This window comes from Oceanibaculum nanhaiense (genome assembly GCF_002148795.1).
Lineage (GTDB): Bacteria > Pseudomonadota > Alphaproteobacteria > Oceanibaculales > Oceanibaculaceae > Oceanibaculum > Oceanibaculum nanhaiense.
This window is the reverse complement of record NZ_MPOB01000016.1, coordinates 18,394-36,186: the sequence shown is the minus strand read 5'-3', so window position 1 is coordinate 36,186 and position 17,793 is coordinate 18,394. Positions and strand designations below refer to the sequence as shown.

The 17,793-nt window shown below is 65.6% G+C and carries 14 protein-coding genes and 1 pseudogene; 8 read left to right on the top strand and 7 right to left on the bottom strand.

Going from position 1 to position 17,793, the window contains the following annotated elements; all coding sequences use genetic code 11:
* Positions 1–108 precede the first annotated feature (108 nt).
* The 4 genes from BKM74_RS17750 to BKM74_RS17735 are packed head-to-tail and all read left to right on the top strand — an operon-like array spanning position 109 to position 5,011.
* Positions 109–1,050 (top strand): HlyD family secretion protein, encoded by a 942-nt coding sequence (locus BKM74_RS17750; protein ID WP_176342609.1) that lies wholly within the window; start codon positions 109–111, stop codon positions 1,048–1,050.
* Between the two features lie 10 nt (positions 1,051–1,060).
* Positions 1,061–2,815, top strand: a complete 1,755-nt coding sequence (locus BKM74_RS17745; protein WP_217895529.1) for an ATP-binding cassette domain-containing protein — start codon at positions 1,061–1,063, stop codon at positions 2,813–2,815.
* Positions 2,812–3,906, top strand: coding sequence for an ABC transporter permease (locus BKM74_RS17740; protein WP_086467048.1), 1,095 nt, complete (start codon positions 2,812–2,814; stop codon positions 3,904–3,906). The genes BKM74_RS17745 and BKM74_RS17740 overlap by 4 nt, the downstream gene beginning before the upstream one ends.
* Before the next feature lies 1 nt (position 3,907).
* Positions 3,908–5,011 carry an ABC transporter permease gene (locus BKM74_RS17735; protein WP_086467047.1) on the top strand — a complete coding sequence of 368 codons (1,104 nt, stop codon included), beginning with the start codon at positions 3,908–3,910 and terminating at the stop codon, positions 5,009–5,011.
* 69 nt (positions 5,012–5,080) lie between these two features.
* Here BKM74_RS17735 and BKM74_RS17730 read toward each other — a convergent pair whose 3' ends face one another.
* Positions 5,081–5,650 carry an IS630 family transposase gene (locus BKM74_RS17730; protein WP_086467051.1) on the bottom strand — a complete coding sequence of 190 codons (570 nt, stop codon included), beginning with the start codon at positions 5,648–5,650 and terminating at the stop codon, positions 5,081–5,083.
* On the opposite strand from BKM74_RS17730, the gene BKM74_RS17725 reads away from it, so the two are divergent.
* Positions 5,644–6,675 (top strand): IS110 family RNA-guided transposase, encoded by a 1,032-nt coding sequence (locus BKM74_RS17725; protein WP_086467046.1) that lies wholly within the window; start codon positions 5,644–5,646, stop codon positions 6,673–6,675. The genes BKM74_RS17730 and BKM74_RS17725 overlap by 7 nt on opposite strands.
* Before the next feature lie 181 nt (positions 6,676–6,856).
* Here BKM74_RS17725 and BKM74_RS17720 read toward each other — a convergent pair.
* A pseudogene (locus BKM74_RS17720) lies at positions 6,857–7,515 on the bottom strand (IS630 family transposase); the annotation flags it as partial.
* A gap of 104 nt (positions 7,516–7,619) precedes the next feature.
* The gene (locus BKM74_RS17715) at positions 7,620–8,060 is read right to left on the bottom strand and encodes a recombinase family protein (protein WP_217895531.1); all 441 of its coding nucleotides are present in this window, start codon (positions 8,058–8,060) and stop codon (positions 7,620–7,622) included.
* A gap of 217 nt (positions 8,061–8,277) precedes the next feature.
* On the opposite strand from BKM74_RS17715, the gene BKM74_RS17710 reads away from it, so the two are divergent.
* From BKM74_RS17710 to BKM74_RS17700, 3 genes are all read left to right on the top strand, one after another.
* Entirely contained in the window at positions 8,278–8,757 is a 480-nt protein-coding gene (locus BKM74_RS17710; RefSeq protein WP_217895528.1) for a tyrosine-type recombinase/integrase, read from the top strand.
* A 112-nt stretch (positions 8,758–8,869) separates the two neighbouring features.
* On the top strand, positions 8,870–9,796 hold the full coding sequence (locus tag BKM74_RS17705) for a tyrosine-type recombinase/integrase (RefSeq protein WP_086467044.1): 927 nt from the start codon (positions 8,870–8,872) through the stop codon (positions 9,794–9,796).
* A gap of 17 nt (positions 9,797–9,813) precedes the next feature.
* Complete coding sequence (locus BKM74_RS17700; protein WP_217895527.1) at positions 9,814–10,704, top strand: tyrosine-type recombinase/integrase; 891 nt, start codon at positions 9,814–9,816, stop codon at positions 10,702–10,704.
* A gap of 128 nt (positions 10,705–10,832) precedes the next feature.
* Here the strand turns inward: BKM74_RS17700 and BKM74_RS17695 are convergent, their stop codons facing one another.
* From BKM74_RS17695 to BKM74_RS17675, 4 genes are all read right to left on the bottom strand, one after another.
* The gene (locus BKM74_RS17695; protein WP_086467043.1) at positions 10,833–11,876 is read right to left on the bottom strand and encodes a DUF7146 domain-containing protein; all 1,044 of its coding nucleotides are present in this window, start codon (positions 11,874–11,876) and stop codon (positions 10,833–10,835) included.
* A 329-nt stretch (positions 11,877–12,205) separates the two neighbouring features.
* Entirely contained in the window at positions 12,206–16,543 is a 4,338-nt protein-coding gene (locus BKM74_RS17685) for a strawberry notch-like NTP hydrolase domain-containing protein (RefSeq protein WP_086467042.1), read from the bottom strand.
* A 94-nt stretch (positions 16,544–16,637) separates the two neighbouring features.
* Positions 16,638–16,883 carry a DUF6117 family protein gene (locus BKM74_RS17680; RefSeq protein ID WP_086467041.1) on the bottom strand — a complete coding sequence of 82 codons (246 nt, stop codon included), beginning with the start codon at positions 16,881–16,883 and terminating at the stop codon, positions 16,638–16,640.
* 71 nt (positions 16,884–16,954) lie between these two features.
* The gene (locus BKM74_RS17675; RefSeq protein ID WP_086467040.1) at positions 16,955–17,719 is read right to left on the bottom strand and encodes a hypothetical protein; all 765 of its coding nucleotides are present in this window, start codon (positions 17,717–17,719) and stop codon (positions 16,955–16,957) included.
* Positions 17,720–17,793 lie beyond the last annotated feature (74 nt).

Below are 17,793 nucleotides of genomic sequence, written 5' to 3'. Positions count from 1 at the left end.
TGATATCGTCACCGATGCCGCGACATAGAATCTCATCCTGATTGTCGCCAGCATCTCACCCAGATTGTCGCGCTATAGGAGGACGCCCGCGTGAGAAAAACATGGCTCTTGAGCGCGCTGTTGCTGGCCACCATTGCTGGCGGCTCTTATGGCTTGTACCTCTATTTGCGGCCAGCGCCGCTTCCTGAACAGTTGCTCTACGGCAACGGCCACATCGAAGGTACGGAAGTGCGGGTGGCCGTCGAGGTAGCGGGCCGAGTCGTCGAGAGTCGGATTGACGAAGGTGTAACCGTCACCAAAGGCGACCTCCTGCTTCGACTCGATGACGCCGATTTCATCCTGCGGAAAGAGCAAGCCGAGGCCGGGGTCGAGGCGCGACGGCGGGAGCGCGAACAGGCGGAGCGCGAGCTGCAGGTCTGGCGCCATCACTATGAGACTGCCGAACGTGAGCTCTCCCGCTACCGGGAACTTGGCAAGCGGGGTACCGTGTCGCCACAGCGGGTCGAACAGGAGGAAAACGCGTTCCGGAACGCCCAAGGCCGGGTTGGCGCTTTGGAAGCGGAGATCGGCGCGATCGAAGGCCGGATCGAAGCCGCGCGCAAGGAGCTTGCCCTTGTGGCGAACCAAGTCAAAAAGACGCGTGTTTTCACACCGGTCTCCGGAACCGTTTTGGCGAAGACGATAGAGGTGGGCGAGTTCGCCCAGCCAGGTCGAACGGTGGCTATCCTGGCCGACCTTTCTCGCATCGAACTCAAGGTTTTCATTCCCGAGAAGGACATCGGCAAGGTCAAGCTCGACGCCTCTGCGCGCGTCCGGGTGGACGCCTTTCCCGACCGTCTGTTCGAAGGGCGGGTCGCGCGGGTCGATCAGCAGGCGCAGTTCACGCCCCGCGATATCCACATGCCGGAGGAGCGGACGCGCATGGTTTTCGGCGTGACGCTTGTTCTTGACAATCCTGATGGTGTGCTCAAGCCCGGCATGCCTGCTGATGCCTGGATACTTTGGGGTTCCGGCACGCGATGGCCACCGCAACTCTTCGTTCCGCAGTGAGGCGGGGGCGATGAGCGACGCGGACGACAACATGATTGAAACCGAGGGACTGGGCCGACGGTTCGGCCACGCTCGGGCCATCAGTGCAATCGATCTGCGAATTGCGCGGGGCGAGATCTTTGGTCTCGTCGGGCCTGATGGGGCGGGCAAGACGACACTCCTTCAACTCCTGGCCGCCATTCTCGATCCGAGTGAGGGAAACTGCCGGGTGCTCGGCTTCGATACGGTACGGCAAGCCTCCGAAATCACGTCCCGGATTGGCTACATGGCGCAAGGCTTTACGCTCTATGATCACCTTACTGTCGCGGAGAACCTGGCCTTCGCCGGCAAGGTGCGCGCCGTGCCTCAGGCTGTGTACGCCGCAAGGAGCGAGCGCCTCCTCGCGATCGCCGCGCTCACCCCCTTTCTTCATCGCCGGGAGGGCACACTGTCGGGCGGCATGCGCAAGAAGCTCGCCCTGTGCACCAACCTGATTCATCAGCCGCCCCTGCTTCTCCTCGACGAGCCCGGCCTTGGGGTGGACCCGCTCTCGCGCCGCGAACTCTGGCGGATGCTGGAAGACTTCCGGCGCGAGGGTGCGACGATTGTCTTCGCAACATCCTACATGGACGAGGCGGAAATGTGCGATCGCGTCGCTTTCCTCGACCGCGGTTCGATAACCGCACAAGGGTCTCCCGACGCGCTGCGTGCTCGCGCGCAGGGAGCTGTCTTCCAAGTGGAAACGGACAATCCGGTCGCGGTCGAGAATGTCTTGAGTGAAGCTCCGGAGATGCTGGGAAGCCAGTGGCGGCCGACGGATGTCCGCTTTGTCGTGGAGCCGGCCAAGGGTCTTTCGAATGAGTTGCGCAAACAGCTCGAACAGCTCGGACGGGTGGAACCGGCCACGCCCTCGATGGAGGATGTCTTCGTTGTCCTGCGCAAGGGCGTGCGTACCGAGGTTCCGACAGGCATTGCTGAAGTCGCCCGGCTTGCCGCTTCGAAGGGTCATCGCGAACCGGCCGAGAGTGTGGAAACGCGCCGACTGACCCGCCGCTTCGGTGATTTTGTCGCTGTAGACGATGTCTCCTTCGAGGTGAACCCCGGGGAAATCTTCGGCTTGCTCGGCCCGAACGGCGCCGGCAAGACCACACTCATCCGTATGCTCTGCGGTCTTTTGCCGCCTTCGAACGGGACCGCGCGTGTCGTGGGTATCGACATTGCTTCGCAACCGCGCCGATTGCGCCAGCGTATCGGCTACATGTCCCAGCGCTTCTCGCTTTACCACGATCTCACCGTGCATGAGAATCTGGCATTCTTCGCCAGCGCCTACGGGATAAAACGCCGCCCGGCCCGAGAGGCCATCGCCTGGGCAAGCGCCGTCACCGGGCTCCACGGCCTCGCGGACGAAAGTGTCTCCGGCCTTTCCGGCGCCGTGCGCCAGCGGCTTGCACTCGCCTGCGGCATCCTGCACCGTCCGGCCGTCCTGTTCCTTGACGAGCCGACCTCCGGGGTCGATCCCCAGGCGCGTTCCCGCTTCTGGCGACTCGTCAACACGCTGGCTGCGGCCGGCACAGCTGTGCTCGTTACGACGCATTATCTGGAGGAGGCCGCCTACTGCCACCGCCTCGGGCTCATGTACGAGGGCCGCCTGATCGCGGCGGGCGACCTCGCGGCCTTGCGCGCCGGCCTGCCGCAAGATGGTCTGGAAACGATCGAGGACGTGTTTCTTGCCTATATCGAGCGGGAGCGCACGCAGGCAGTTCGGCCAATCGGGGAAGCAGGATGAAATTCACCCGTATAGCCGCTATCGTTGAAAAAGAAACGACCGAGATAGTTCGCGATCCCATCACGGTCGTGGTCGCCCTTCTCATGCCGCTACTGATGCTATTTCTGTTTGGTTATGCGATCTCGCTCGACGTGGACAACGTTCCCATAGGGGTTTTCGACCAGGACCGGTCCCCGGACAGCCGGGCACTCGTCGATCGTTTCATTCAGAGCGGCTACTTCCAGCTTGCACAGGATTTCACCGATAATCGGGATGTCGAGAAGGGGCTGCAGCGTGGCACTGTTAAGCTCGCGCTCGTTATCCCGCCGAAGTTCCAGAACACCCTCGCGCGCGATGGGACGGCACCTGTCCAGGTGCTCGTGGACGGCACTTATTCCGCCACTGCTAACCTCGTCGCAGCCTACGCAGCAGCCATCGTCTCGGATTTTCATAGTGAGGCGTTCCCGAGCGTCCGCGTCGAAGCCCGCGTCTGGTATAATCCGGCGTTGCGCAGCGTAACTTTCGTGATTTCAGGCTTGTTCGGCGTGATCTTGATGGCGTTTCCGCCGCTTCTGACGGCGCTTGCCATCACCCGTGAAAAGGAAAGTGGTTCGATTCAACAGATCTTCGCGTCACCACTTACGCCGGCCGAGTTTCTGACCGGCAAGCTCGTGCCTTATGGCCTTATTGCCTTTGTTCAAATCGTCATGGTTATCGCCGTGGGCTTCCTGTGGTTCGATGTTCCGCTGCGCGGCAGCATTGGCCTCCTCCTTCTGGTGGGGCTCGTCTATGTCTTTTGCACCGTCGGCATTGGGCTCCTGGTTTCCACAGTCACCAAAAGCCAACTCGTCGCCATGTTACTGGCGCTCATCGTGACGCTGATGCCCTCGTTTCTGTTCTCGGGATTCCTGTTCCCAATATTCACGATGCCTTATGTCCTCCAGCTCTATACGCGCCTGTTCCCGGTGCAATATTTCGTGGACTTCTCGCGGGGCGTCGTGCTCAAGGGCGCCGGTTTGCCGGAACTCTGGCCCTCGGTCCTGCTTCTCTTCGCCTATACGGCGATCATCTTCGCGCTCGCGGCGTGGCGGTTTCGCAAGAAGGTGGCGTGAGATGGGCACGCGGCTTGCCGGCCTCCTTGTAAAGGAGATGATTCAGCTGCTGCGCGACCGCGTGATGCTGGTCTTGATCCTCTGGCTTTACACGATCGAGGTGGTGATCTGCGCCTACGCCCTGTCCTTCGAAGTCAATGACATGCCGCTCGCCGTCGTCGACCTCGACCAGACATCAGCTAGTCGCGCCCTGGTCGAAAGCTTTATGGTAACAGACGCGTTCGCGCCCGCCGGGTATCCCGCTAGCGCGCCTGCGGCGACAGATTGGCTTCAGACGGGCCGGGCACGTGTTGCGCTCGTCATCCCGGAACGCTTCCAGCATAATTTGGCGAGGGGCGACACGCCTACCGTGCAGGTACTCCTTGACGGGACCAATTCGAACATGGCGGCACAGGCCCGCGGTTATGCGCTTGAGATCGTCAACCGTTTCCAGGCGGCTTCGACAACCGCAGCGGCGTCCGGAGGGGGTGTCCAGCCGGTAGTCCGGGTCTGGTACAACCCTGACCAGACCTACACCTCATTCGTGGTGCTTTCCATGATTGCGCTTGCCGCCATGATGGTGGGGGTGATCCATCCAGCGGCCTCCATCGTCCGCGAGAAAGAAGCCGGCACTATCGAGCAGCTCCAGGTGACGCCGATCGGCACGGCGGAGCTCTTCGTCGCCAAGACCTTCCCGACACTCGTTATCGGGCTCCTCTCGATATTCCCAAGCCTCTTGATCGTCTGGTGGTTCGGCGTGCCTATGCGGGGCAGCTTCCTTCTCTTCCTTGCGCTCACTGCGGTATTCCTTGTGAGCGCGATTTCGCTGGGCGTGCTGATTGCAAGCGTGAGCCGAACATTGCAGCAGGCCCTTTTGCTAAGCTTTTTCAGCTTGTTCCCGTTGATGTTCCTCTCCGGGACACTTGCGCCCGTTGAAAGCATGCCCGCGCTGTTGCAGACTCTCTCTCTCGGGAGCCCGCTGCGCCATTACATGGACGTGATCCTCGGCGTGTTCCTGAAAGGGATAGGCCTGTCCGAGCTTTGGCCGCAGGCGCTCGCGCTCCTGGCGATCGGCGCGCCTCTTTTCGCCACAGCGATGCTCATCTTTCGGCGCGGCAAGCCATAGTGGTTTCGGCTGCGACTGTCCTCTGGCTCGGAGAATTGGTAAGGCCCTAACTAATACCAACGGCAGTAGTTACTGACCGCCATGTGCCCAGTTTCTGAGACCAATGGACATGATCGTCTGGGGCTTTGCCAGGAGGCGGTTCCAAGCGTCGCATCCGGCGTCGAGGATGGCGTCGTAGGTCTCGAAGACGGAGTTGGAGAGCCAGTTCTGGCGTAGATACTGCCAGATGTTCTCGACCGGGTTCAGCTCGGGGGACCGTGACGGGAGGAGGATGATGGTGAGGTTCTTCGGGACCTTGAGCCTGTCGGTCTTGTGCCAGCCGGCGCGGTCCATCAGGACGACGGCATGGGCGCGCCGGGCCACGGTGCGGCTGATTTCGTCGAGGTGCATCTGCATGGCCGGAATGTTGGCGTGCGGCAGCATGAGCGCGGCGCCGACGCCGCGCCTGGGGCAGATCGCGCCGAACAGGTAGGCGTTCTCATAACGTTGGTCGGCCGGGAGGCGTGGGCGCGTCCCCCTCTTGGCCCAGATCCGGGTGCGGCCGTTCTTCTGTCCGAGCCGGGCTTCATCTTGTGGGATGGTTCGCCTCCTCCCCGGCGGATATTTTCGCCGTCTCAACAAGGAGGCATCACATGACATTCAAGCAGATCGGCATCGATATCGGCAAAAACAGCTTCCACGTCGTCGGCCTGGGCGCCGATGGCGACATCGTCCTGCGAAAGCAATTTACCCGTTCACGGCTGCTGGCGTTTTTCGGCGATCGGCGCAGCGAGTGCCTGCGTGTAGCATTCGAGGCGTGTTCTGGCGCGCATTGGCTTGCCCACCAGCTCATCGCGATGGGACATGACGTCAAGCTGCTGACCCCGGAGAGCGTGCGGCCCTTCGCAAAAGCGCAAAAGAACGACTGGAACGATGCGCTGGCGATCGCCGAAGCCGCACAACGGCCGGGCCGCCATGCGGTCGGAATCAAATCCGATGAACAACTGGACATGCAGGCGCTCCATCGTGTGCGCCAACGGCTAGTGACGGCACGAACCTCGATCATCAATCAGCTCCGTGGCCTGTTGCGCGAACGCGGCCTGGTGATCCCCTCAGGGCGGGCGCGTTTCGAACGCTACATTCAGACGGAATTGATGGAGGTCGGAAAGGTCGATCTTTCTGCGGTCTCGCGGGCGCTCTTCGAAACGCTCATTGCCGAATACACGATGATCGACGCTCGCCTTTCCAAGATCGACGACGAACTGGAAGCCTTCGCCAAATCCAACTCTGTCTGCCGGGCCTTGCTTCCCATTCCGGGCATCGGCGTGATCGTGGCGACAGCCCTTTATAGCGCCGTCGCCAACATCTCTGACTTCCGGACAGGGCGAGATCTCGCCGCCTTTCTCGGACTTGTACCCAGACAGCGCTCGACCGGAGGCAAGACGATCCTGCTCGGGATATCGAAACGCGGAAACACCCATGTTCGAACGCTGATGATACACGGCATGCGGTCGGCATTTTACCATCGCAGAAAGCGGGAAAGTCGAATGGCGGAATTTATGGAACGGCTTTGCGCACGGGGCATGCACACCAACAAGATTGTCGTCGCGAGCGCCAACAAGGTTGCCCGGATCGTCTGGGCGGTCTTATCGAGGAACGAACCCTTTCAGCCGGTCGCGGCCTGACGGCGCGAAGCTGAACGACTTGCAAGAAGAAGCCAATGGCACCGTGATCTGATCGGATGTGCAGCCTGATGGTTCCAGTAGATCGCCCTGCTTCGACCGGGACACGCAAAACCTGGTGGTGGCAGTAGATCAAAAAGTCTGATCATCTTGTAAGGAACGCATCCCAGCGGCTCCCATTGTGGCTCGGGCACTCGCCCACGAACAAGCCGGATACGCTGAAGCAGGGTCTTCTGGGACTATCGTTTCTTCTTGCAAACCGGAGGCGAACCATACACTGAAACCAGATCTCGATCCGCCGGTGCTTCGGCAAGTGGCCTATGTGGGCCTGGAGCGTTCGCGGAAAGTTTTTTTGAACGCCTCGATGACGCGCGCATCCTGGCCCGGATGCTTCGGCCGGCCGCTGATGTAGGAGAACGACAACGCGGCGAGCAGATCGGTGATCGTGCGCTCACTGTAGACGACACCGAAGCGCTCCTCGATGACGCGCTGCAGGTCGATCCGCCGCCAGCGCACGACGCCGTCGACCGCCGGATCGGGCCCTGTCTCCACGATCTCCGCCAGCTCCCGCATCTGCGCGTCGCTCAAGCGCCGTTGCATGCCGGGGCGGGGCCGGTCCATCAGGCCGTCCGGGCCTTCGGCATTGAAGCGATGCACCCAATCCCGGAGCGTCTGCCGGTCCATGCCGCCGACCGCGGCGGCAGCCTCGCGGCTCATCCCGTCATAGACCGCCGCCAGTGCCAGCAGACGTCGGGTCTGGCGGTTGTCCCGGCTACGCCGCGCTAGGCGGCGAAGCGCGCCGGCGTCAAAATCGTCCCGGAGCCCAATCCTCGATGGCGGCATGGCGATTCTCCTTCGCCAGCCTTGAATCCCATTTCCGTCCGAAAGGGAATCCCCTACGGGTCGGTATCGGGCACCGTTGGTATGACTGACGCCGCAGCAGCTTTTCACGTGGCGTCGGCTGGCCCGCAGCGCAAACCCGGCGCGACCTCCGCCAATGTTCGTGCCGGCGGTTGTGGCAACGGCCCCAGCTTGTCGCAGCGATACACTGGACGGCTCCCGGCATTGCCCGCATAGGTGACGGCAAGCCGGCGGCCGCACCGCCCGCAGGTCAACATCCCTGACAACAGCGCGCGGCCGCCCCGGCTGGACTTGGCGCCACCGGGCCAGCCATAGGTGTTGTTGGCCAGCTGCTTCTGGTTGCGTTCGTACTCCGCCCAGCTGATGTAGCCCTCGTGGTGATCCTTGATCATCACCTCCCAGGTGCCGATCGGCTTGCCGTGACCATAGCTCTTGCGGGCCCGGCCTCCGATGATCTCGGTCCGCTTCTCGCTTTTGCCGTAGACATAGACGCCAGCGTAGAACGGGTTCTTCAGGACCGAGATCAGGTTCCGATAAGGGAATCGTCGTCAATGTGAGTGCCGCTGACCGCGCTCGTCTCGAAGCGGTTGCGGCTGGGCGCATGGCGGTCAGTGACGACTGCCGCTGGTATAATAGATCATAGACAATAACCCGGTCGCTTCGACCGCGCCGCGCTTCGTAGCTCACCGTCTGCCCAAACGCCACTTGTTCCAAAAGCCCCTTCGAGCGCCGGCCGTCAGGGGAATGGAGTCCCGGCGCGTCAAAGTCCGCCAGCCGAACCTCGATCCAGGTGTTGGGGTTCGCAGAGTTGCCCACGCAAAATCCATCGCCGTCGCCGACGTAACGCACCGTGCCATCCTGATGCTGTTCATCGGGTACGGGCTTCGGACCGGAGAGGTCGGCGGTCTGCGGCTGGACGATCTGGACTGGGAGAACGCAATGCTTCGGGTCCGCTGCCCGAAACCGGGGCGAACCCATCTGTGGCCGCTGTCGCAGGGCGTGGGCCACGCCATTCTGCGTTACATCAGGGAGGCGCGGCCGTCCGGCTTCGGGCGCAGTCTCTTCTTCACGACGCTCGCGCCGGTCCGGCCACTCGACCGAAAAGCCCTGGGCGAGATGGTTCGCGACCGGCTGGCGCGCATCGACGTCGTCACCGGCCGACGCGGGGCCCACGCCCTGCGGCATGCCGCGGCCAGCATCTGCTGGATCAAGGCACGTCGATGAAGGTGATCGGGGACTTCCTTGGCCACCGCGATCCGTCCTCCACCGCGATCTACGCCAAGGTCGACCTCGCCGCGCTTCGCGAGGTGGCCGCTCTCGACCTGGAGGGCCTGGCATGATCCTGCGCGAGTCGATCGAACGCTATGTGCTCTGGCGACGGGCTCACGGCGCGAAGTTCACGACCGGGGCGAACCTCCTACGCCGCTTCCTTGACCATGCCGATAGCGACGCCGCCTGCGACGCGGTCACCACGGGGCAGGTCCTGGCCTACCTGGCGGGCGAGAGCCCGCCGACGCGTCACCGCGAGAATAGGTACTACGCGCTTGCCGGCTTCTGGCGTCACGCGATCAGCCGCGGCCATGCGACCCGCTCGTCCATGCCGGTCGACGCGCCGAGATCGCCCGTTCGGGCGCCGCCCTACATCTACTCGCGCGATGAGCTTGCGCGCCTCTTCGATCCCGCGACCGTGGAGGCAAGCCGGCGCGGCGCGGTCCAGCTGGATGCGGTGACGTTCCGCACCCTGCTTCTCCTCTTATACGGGGCGGGGCTACGCTTCGGGGAGGCGACCCGCCTCACGCTGACCGACGTTGATCTGGCGAACGCCGTCGTGACCATCCGGGCCACCAAGTTCTACAAGAGCCGGCTGGTCCCGGTCGGACCTCAGCTTGCCGCAGTGCTGGACAGCCACGTGTCCCTGCGCCAGCGCGCCGGACTCGCGAACGGCCGGGACGCGTTGCTCCTCGCGAACCGGGATGGGACGCGGCTCGCCAGCAGCACCGTGCAGGCCGCGTTCGACACGCTGCGGCGCGTTGCCGGGGTCCACCGCGCAGCAGGCGGCCGGACAATCCCGCGGCTGCACGACCTTCGGCACAGCTTCGCCGTCCATCGCCTGATGAGCTGGTATCGGCAGGGCGCCGATATGCAACGGCTGCTGCCGGTGCTCTCCACCTATCTCGGTCACGCCGATCTGGAGGGCACGAAGGTCTATCTGTCGATGACGCCGGAGCTGCTGGAGCAGACGTCGCTGCGGTTCGCCCGCTAATGCGGCGGGAGGTCGGCATGCCTGACCTCGCAGCCCTCGGCCCGTGGCTCCGCCGGTTCCTGTGCGAGCACATCGTTACCGAACGCAATCTCGCTCGGAACACCCGCAAGAGCTATCGCGACACCTTCAGCCTGTTGCTGCCCTTCGTCAGCCGGAAGGTGCGCAAGCCCGTGGACCGGCTTATGGTATCGGACATCACGTCCGGATGGGTGCTGCAGTTCCTCGCTCATCTCGAGACGGATCGAGGTTGCTCGGCCCGGACCCGCAATCAGCGACTGGCGGCCATACGCACGTTCGCGCGCTTCGTCGGCAGCCGCGATCCGGCTCATGTCGAATGGTGCGGTCACATCCGGGCTATCGCGTCGAAGAGATCGATGCCGCCGCCGGTTGGATGGCTGACCAGGGCGGAGATGGAGGCGATGCTGGCAACGCCCGACCGCAAGACCCGGCGGGGCCGGAGCGAGTACGCGCTTCTGCTCTTCCTCTACAACACCAGTGCAAGGGTGTCGGAGGCCACCCAACTGAGGGTGTGCGATCTGCAGATCGGATCGCGGAAAGGCGGGCACGATCTCGCCACCTTGCACGGCAAGGGCGGCACGACGCGGCACTGCCCGCTGTGGCCGGAAACCGAGCGCGTTCTGGCGGACGAGATCACCGGTCGCGCGGGCGAAGACGCCGTGTTCGTAAGCCGGCTCGGGACGCCGTTCACCCGCTTCGGGATCTATCGCCTGATCGAGCGTTGCGCAGCTCAGGTCCCGGAACTGCCCGATCGGACGATAACGCCGCACGTGATCCGGCACACCACGGCTGCCACCTGGTCCTCGCCGGCGTGGACATCAACACTATCCGCGCCTGGCTCGGACACGTCTCGATCAGCACGACCAACATCTATGCCGAGATCGACCTGACGCTGAAGGCCAACGCCGTCGCACTCTGCAAGGTGGGGCAGCCGCGACCGTTCGGTCATGGAAGGAGGATAAGGGCCTCATGGCCTTCCTGAAGGCCTTGTGAGTCGGCGACGGGGTGCCGACTTCGGTCACCCCGTCCTGGCCGTTCTCCGGCGTATGAAGCGGACTGCATCCTGCGGACCGAGCTGAACACGCACGGACGCGCGAACGGCGCCGACGCCGAACGCTCGCAGGTCGTCATTGAAGTCTCCGAATTGCGGAGAGAGGACCAGCGCCTCGATGCCAGCGGCTTCGGCTCGTTCGGTGAGCGCCGCGACCGCCGTGTCGCCGGCGGCGTCAGCGTCGCGGGCTATGTAGAGCCGACGGAGCGCCGGCGGGAACTGGAGAGCGGCGAGGTGGTTCGCTGACAGCGCCGCCGCCATGGGCAGGGCGGGGAGCGCACATCGCAGCGACAGTATCGTCTCGATGCCTTCACCGGCGGCGAGGACGTCGCCGGCCGCACCGAACCGGACGGCATGGCCGAAGAGACCGCCCATGGCTCGTCGCGGCGTGTCGATCGGCGCCTTGCCCAAGCCGTCCGGGGCAAGCCAGGTGCGATGCACGCCCGTGATGGCGCCGCAAAGGTCGGTGACGGCGGCGACCATCGCCGGCCAGGTCTCGGTCGGCGCGTTATCGTCCGGGCGATAGTAGCACCGCGGGTGAAACCGCAGTGCGCCCGCATGGTGGACGGTCTCAATCCCGCGGGCGTGGAGGTACGCCTCGGCCAAAGTGCCGGCGAGCGGCTTCGTGATAGCCCAGAGCCGCCGCGCGGCCTCGGGCGAACCGGTCGGGACGGGCGGTCTCGGCTCATGCGGCGGTTCGGCGCGGGGCAACGCCAGGAAGCGTCGCGCCTCCTCGGCGACCTCGCGGAACTGGGTCAGCCCGCAGCTCTCGCGGATCACGTCGAGCAGGTCGCCGTACTCGGCTGAGGCGGCATCGGTCCAGCGCCCGGCGGCGCCGGGGCCGGAGTCCGGCCCGCTCAGCCGCACGAACATCGACCGGCCGGGCGTGTTGCGCACGTCGCCCACCGTCCAATAGCGGCCCTGGCGTCGACCCTTCGATAGATAATGGCGGCAGACCGCCTCGGCGGCGCGCGCGAGGCGGCGCGCCAGCTCGGAAGCGTCGCGGGGCATCACGCGACCCTCCCGGACGGGCTGAGATTATGTTGCGGAGAAGTTGCCGATCTCTCGCAACACCGATGCCCAGCGCAGGGCCGCAACATAACCCGCCGCGCAACATAATCAGTCCATTTGCCGGCGGCGCCAGGACCGGACTCCGGTCCCGTGAGACGGACATAGAGGCTGCGGCCGGGCGTGTTCCGGACATCGCCCACCAACCAGTAATGGCCGTGGCGGCGGCCGTTGGGAAGGTAGTGGCGGCAGACGGCCTCGGCGTCGCGCGCGAGGCGCCGCGCCAGCTCGGCGGCCCGGCTGGATATGATGCTGGACATGATCGCCTCCCATCACGGCGCGCTGCGGTCGGCGATGCGCATGAGCGGATGGCGCTCCATCAGCGTGCCGAGGATGGCGGGGCCGGTCGCGCCGGTGGGAACGAACAGCCGGAGCTTCCAGGCGATGATCTCGGAGGTGAGCCCCATCGCCTTTAGCCGGTCGACCATGCCGTCGGTGAAGCCGGAGAGCTCGACGCGGAACGCCCCCATGATCTTGGCGCGACGGAGCTGGAGGCCGTCGGCGAGCTCCAGCACGGTGCGGCCGTCGAGCACGGCGGTCCAAGCGTCGGCGGGGCTGATCGTCGGTGTCTCCGTCGCGACCGCCTGGGCGACCCAGGCCGGCGAGACGAGACGGCCGATCACCCGCTCGCCCTCGTCGGTCTGGAGCCGGTAGACGCGGCAGCCTTCGTCGGGAAGCCGCTTCCAGATCGGCAGAAGCAGGCCGGTAACGATATGGATCCGGCTGTCGGTGAACTCGGGCAGATCGGCGAGCTCGGCATTCCAGGCGGCGGCGAAGGCGTCGCGGTCGGCTTCCTGCCAATGGGTCTGCGCCATCGCGGCCAAGGGGATGGCGGTGCGCTCCATCGGCCGCAGGAGACGGACGCGGCGCTCGACCTCGCCGTCGTCGAGCATCAGGCTGGGCGCGGGGACCTGGACGGCGGCGCGGCCCGACTGGCCGTTGATCAGAAGCGTTGCCCGGGGATCATCGGCGCGGTTCAGCGCCTCGGCCAAGCCGAGCGGCCGGTTGCGGTCCCGGCGGGCCACGGTGAAGACCTGTGTCTCGGCGCCGCTGCCTGGATGTGCGTAAATGGTGCGGCGGTCGGCGATGCGCAGCGATTCCGCCGTGACCGTCTCGACGCCGAGATCGTAAGTGCCCGACGCGACAGCGCCCTCGATATTCGCCCGCAGCAATTCCTCGAACACGCCGAACAGGACGTTCTGCAGGTCGATGGTGAGCGCCAGCAGGCGGTTGAGGAAGGTGGTGATCGGCGGCAGCTCCTCGCGCAGGCTGCCGTCGCCGTCCGTCAGTCGCAGGCCGGTGGCGTCCTCGAACCCCTGCAAGGAACAGCCGTCGACCTTGCCGGAGTAGAGCAGCATGTAGAGCTGGCGCAGCGCGGCGCGGCCATAGACGGATTCGAGGTTGTCGTCGGCGCGGAAAAGCCCCTGCCCGCCGGTCTGGCGCTGGCCCTTGGTGATGGCGCCGAGCGTGTCGAGACGGCGGGCGATGGTCGAAAGGAAGCGCTTCTCCGCCTTCACGTCGGTGGCGATCGGCCGGAACAGCGGCGGCTGCGCCTGGTTGGTGCGGTTGGAGCGCCCGAGACCCTGGATCGCCGTGTCCGCCTTCCAGCCGGCTTCGAGCAGGTAGTGGACGCGTAGGCGGCGGTTCCTCGCGCCGAGATCGGCATGGTAGCTGCGGCCGGTGCCGCCGGCGTCGCTGAACACGAGGATGCGCTTCTCGTCGTCCATGAAGGCTTGCGTCTCGGCGAGGTTGGCCGAGCCGGCGCGGCTCTCGACGCGCAGACGATCACCATGACGGACGATGCGCCGCGAGCGGCCGGTGACCTCGGCGACCAGGTCCGTGCCGAACCGTTGCACGATCTGGTCGAGCGCGCCCTGCACCGGCGGCAGCGCGGCGAGCTTCTCGATCAGGCGGTCGCGACGCTCGATGGCGTCACGGCACTGGACCGGCTGGCCGTCGCGATACACGGGCCGTGACGACAGATTGCCCTCGCTGTCGGTGAATGGCTCGTAGAGCTGCGTCGGAAAGGAATGCGCCAGGTAGTCGAGGACATACTCGCGGGGCGTGATGTCGACCTGCACGTCGCCCCATTCCTCGGTCGGAATCTCCGCGAGGCGTCGCTCCATCAGCGCTTCGCCGGTCGAGACGATCTGGATGACGGCGGCATGGCCCGCGTCGAGGTCGCGATCGACGGCGGCGATCAGCGTCGGCGTCTTCATCGCCGTGATGAGGTGATTGAAGAAGCGCTGCTTCGAGCTTTCGAAAGCGGAGCGCGCAGCCGACTTCGCCTGGGCGTTCAACGTACCGCCCTCGCCCGTGATGTTCGCGGCCTCCAGCGCCGCGGTCAGATTGTTGTGGATGACCTGAAAGGCGCCGGCATAGGCGTCGTAGATGCGGATCTGCTCCGGGCTGAGCGGGTGCTCGACCAGCTCGTATTCGACGCCTTCGTAGGAGAGCGAGCGAGCGGCATAGAGGCCGAGCGCCTTCAGGTCGCGAGCCAGCACCTCCATCGCCGCCACGCCGCCGGCCTCGATCGCCTGGACGAACTCGGCGCGCGTGGCGAAGGGGAAGTCCTCGCCGCCCCAGAGGCCGAGGCGCTGGGCGTAGGCGAGATTGTGGACCGTGGTGGCGCCGGTCGCCGAGACATAGAGCACGCGGGCGTTGGGCAGCGCATGCTGCAAGCGAAGGCCGGCGCGGCCCTGCTGCGAGGGCGCCTGATCGCCGCGCTCGCCCTTCCCTCCCGCAGCATTCTGCATGGCGTGGCTCTCGTCGAAGACGATGACGCCATCGAAGTCGCGGGCCAGCCAGTCGACGATCTGCTGAACGCGGGAGGCCTTCGCCTCCCGCGCATCGGAGCGCAGCGTCGCATAGGTGGTAAAGAGGATGCCGTGCTCCAGGCGGATCGGCGTGCCCTGCCGGAATCGCGCGAGCGGCGTGACCAGCAGCCGCTCCTGGCCGAGCGCGGACCAGTCGCGCTGGGCGTCCTCGATCAGCTTGTCCGACTTCGACACCCAGACCGCGCGGCGGCGGCCTCGCAGCCAGTTGTCGAGCAGCACGCCCGCGACCTGGCGGCCCTTGCCGGCGCCAGTGCCGTCGCCGAGCATCCAGCCACGACGGAAGCGGACCGCCGTCTCGGCGTCGTCGTGCGCCGCCGCGACGATGTCGAAGGTCTCGTCGACGGTCCACGATCCGGCGAGGAAGCCGGCATGGGCCTCGCCGGCATAGATGACGCTCTCGAGTTGGGCGTCCGACAGCAGGCCGTCGGCGATGACGGCGGCCGGCAGATGTGGGCGGTAGCTCGGCTTGGGCGGTGCCACCGACGCCATGGCCGCCGACTGCACCAGCCGCGTCGGATGCGGCTTGGCATTCGGGATGCGGATCGACTGGAGGGCATAGCTCTCATAGAGCGCCTCACTGATGCGCCCGTCTTCGGCGGGCGCCCAGTCGCAAGGTTCATAGACGAGTTCGACGGCGTCTTCCGGAACGGGTCCGATGGGCTGGGGCGGGATCGCGCGCGGCGTCGAAGGCGCGGATGTCGGACGCCCTGCGGGCGTCGCAGCCGGTATCGCCGGGGAAGTCGCCATGGCGGCGCGCGGCGGGAGGTGGCGGATGACCCAATCGAGAAGCGTGGCGGCATCGGGTGCTGCACCCCGCGACGGGGGGAACGCCGTCGGATCGTCGGCAGGGATGCGGTCTATCACCGTCAGGCGTGTCTCGACGCTCGTGCCATGGCGGGCATAGACGCGCCCGTCGATCGCAGCGGAGAACATGATACGGCCCCGCTCCTGGAGCCGCACGAAGCTGTCGCGCCAGGCGGGATTGTCGGGGGAGAGGTTGGCGCCGGTGATAGCGACCAGGCGGCCGCCTTCGGCGAGGCGTGCCAGCGCGGAGGCGACATGGCGCAGGGCGGCGTCGGCAACCTTGCCGTCCACATGCGCCGCCGCCGAGAAGGGCGGGTTCATCAGAACGACGCTCGGCCGGATGCCGGCGTCGAGATGGTCGTGGATGTGAGCCGCGTCGTAGCGAGTGACGACCGCGCCGGCGAAGAGAGAAGCGAGCAACCCGGCGCGGGTCTCGGCGAGCTCGTTGAGTGCGAGCGATGTCCCGGCTAGTTCGGCGAAGATAGCGAGGAGGCCCGTCCCGGCCGAAGGCTCCAGCACGAGATCGGCAGGGTCGATCGCGCCAGCGATGCTGGCGGCGAAGCCGAGGGCGATCGGCGTCGAGAATTGCTGAAGCGCCTGGCTCTCCTCGGAACGCCGCGTCTGCGACGGCAAAAGAGCGGCGACCTTGCCGAGCATGGCGAGCTGGGCAGCCGGTGTCGCGGCGCGCGCCCGGATGGCCGGGCCGAACTTGCGCAGGAAGAGCACCTGCGCCGCTTCGCAGGCTTCGTAGGCGTCCTTCCAGCTCCATGCGCCTTCGGCGTCGGTGCCGCCGAAAGCCTGTTCCATGGCGGTGCGCAGCTGCCGTGAATCGACGGCGTGGCCGTGTTCAATATCCTGGAGAAGGAGATTGGCGGCGCGGATCAGGCAGGTCGCCGTGTCCGGCTCGGTGATGGCGCGGGTACGAGGCGCGGCCGTGGTAACGGCCGCGGATACGGTGGTCGGGTGCATGGGCGGAGGTCCAGGAGAGCGGGAGGGGCGAGACCGGCAGGCCGCTCTCTCTGAAGCCCGGCCGGCTCAACCCCGTCCCGGCCCCCTCTTCCTCTCAGCCGGCCCCGATGGCGGGTCCCGCCGCCTCGGTGGGCGGGACATAGGCGTCATAGGGATTGCACGGCGCCAGATGGCCGAAGGGCGTCAGCACGTAATCGCCGTCGTGACGGGCCACGGCGCAGATAACGTAGCGCGTCTCGCCTGTGGTGGCGTCGGCGCACTCGACAAGGGCCAGGTCACCGGCCGCCGCGGCGCGCAACAGGGTTTGGAAATTGACGCGGGCGTGATCGGGGATGCTCATGGGTGGTCTCCTGAACGGCGAAGGCCCGGCGCGATGGCCGGGCTCTCTGTGCGAGATCGGATGTGGGAGAGTCAGTTGATCTGCGCGCATCGCCGCTCGGCCTCGCGAATGGCGCGGAGGGCGGCGCGGAAGCGGGCGGCGCCCTGTTCCTCCGCCAGGTCGGCATGTTCGGCGACCGCGATACAGGCTGAGCGGATATCGGCGTCCGTCACCGCCTCCGGTGCCAAGGCCGCGAACGCGGGATCGCTTTCGATGACCACTCGGACCTCTTGCTTTACCGACGGTTCATCGAGCGCCAACAGCACATGCGATCTTGCGCCGCAAGCGACAGAGCGCATCGGATCGTCTTCGGCGCCTTCGGCGAGAAAGTCTTCCAGGATATCGTGGGTAGATTTGCCCTTGATGGCGTCGGCGCTGATCAGCACCGCCATCCCTCCGAAACCGTCGGGGCGCATCTTGGTGCAGGTGAACGCCGAGACGACGGTGATGTGATCGAGGGTCCGCGACCGGCGGACGATGTCCTGGAGGATGAACTCCCACGACGTTCCGCTAAGGTCGATCGTGATATGCGTTTCGTCCGGGTCGGCGGGGTCCAGCCGCTCGATGACGTAGTCATGGGCGGTGCTCGGAACGCTGTCGAATGCCGCGAGCGCCGTGCGGAGTTCCGCGACCGGCAGCTCGATGCCGTCGTTTGGACCGGTTTCGCTGTAGAAATAGAACCCGTCGCCGTCCGGCTCGCAATCGAGGATGTGCGAGAGCAGCAGGCGTTCGAGCGGCGTCATGTCGCGATCGGGAATCGTCGGCTGCACCACGGTCGGTGAATGATAGTCGGCCATGAGAGGTCTCCTGAGATGCGAAGAGCCCGGCGCGATGGCCGGGCTCTTCGAAGAGGATGATGAGGGGGTGGACG

What these genes read in the sequence shown, in the direction of transcription:
- BKM74_RS17745 (WP_217895529.1), top strand. Translation starts at nt 1,061, where the DNA reads ATGAGCGACGCGGACGACAACATGATTGAAACCGAGGGACTGGGCCGA.
- BKM74_RS17740 (WP_086467048.1), top strand. Translation starts at nt 2,812, where the DNA reads ATGAAATTCACCCGTATAGCCGCTATCGTTGAAAAAGAAACGACCGAG.
- BKM74_RS17735 (WP_086467047.1), top strand. Translation starts at nt 3,908, where the DNA reads ATGGGCACGCGGCTTGCCGGCCTCCTTGTAAAGGAGATGATTCAGCTG.
- BKM74_RS17725 (WP_086467046.1), top strand. Translation starts at nt 5,644, where the DNA reads ATGACATTCAAGCAGATCGGCATCGATATCGGCAAAAACAGCTTCCAC.
- BKM74_RS17730 (WP_086467051.1), bottom strand. Translation starts at nt 5,650, where the DNA reads ATGTCATGTGATGCCTCCTTGTTGAGACGGCGAAAATATCCGCCGGGG.
- BKM74_RS17710 (WP_217895528.1), top strand. Translation starts at nt 8,278, where the DNA reads ATGGAGTCCCGGCGCGTCAAAGTCCGCCAGCCGAACCTCGATCCAGGT.
- BKM74_RS17705 (WP_086467044.1), top strand. Translation starts at nt 8,870, where the DNA reads ATGATCCTGCGCGAGTCGATCGAACGCTATGTGCTCTGGCGACGGGCT.
- BKM74_RS17700 (WP_217895527.1), top strand. Translation starts at nt 9,814, where the DNA reads ATGCCTGACCTCGCAGCCCTCGGCCCGTGGCTCCGCCGGTTCCTGTGC.
- BKM74_RS17695 (WP_086467043.1), bottom strand. Translation starts at nt 11,876, where the DNA reads ATGCCCCGCGACGCTTCCGAGCTGGCGCGCCGCCTCGCGCGCGCCGCC.
- BKM74_RS17685 (WP_086467042.1), bottom strand. Translation starts at nt 16,543, where the DNA reads ATGCACCCGACCACCGTATCCGCGGCCGTTACCACGGCCGCGCCTCGT.
- BKM74_RS17680 (WP_086467041.1), bottom strand. Translation starts at nt 16,883, where the DNA reads ATGAGCATCCCCGATCACGCCCGCGTCAATTTCCAAACCCTGTTGCGC.
- BKM74_RS17675 (WP_086467040.1), bottom strand. Translation starts at nt 17,719, where the DNA reads ATGGCCGACTATCATTCACCGACCGTGGTGCAGCCGACGATTCCCGAT.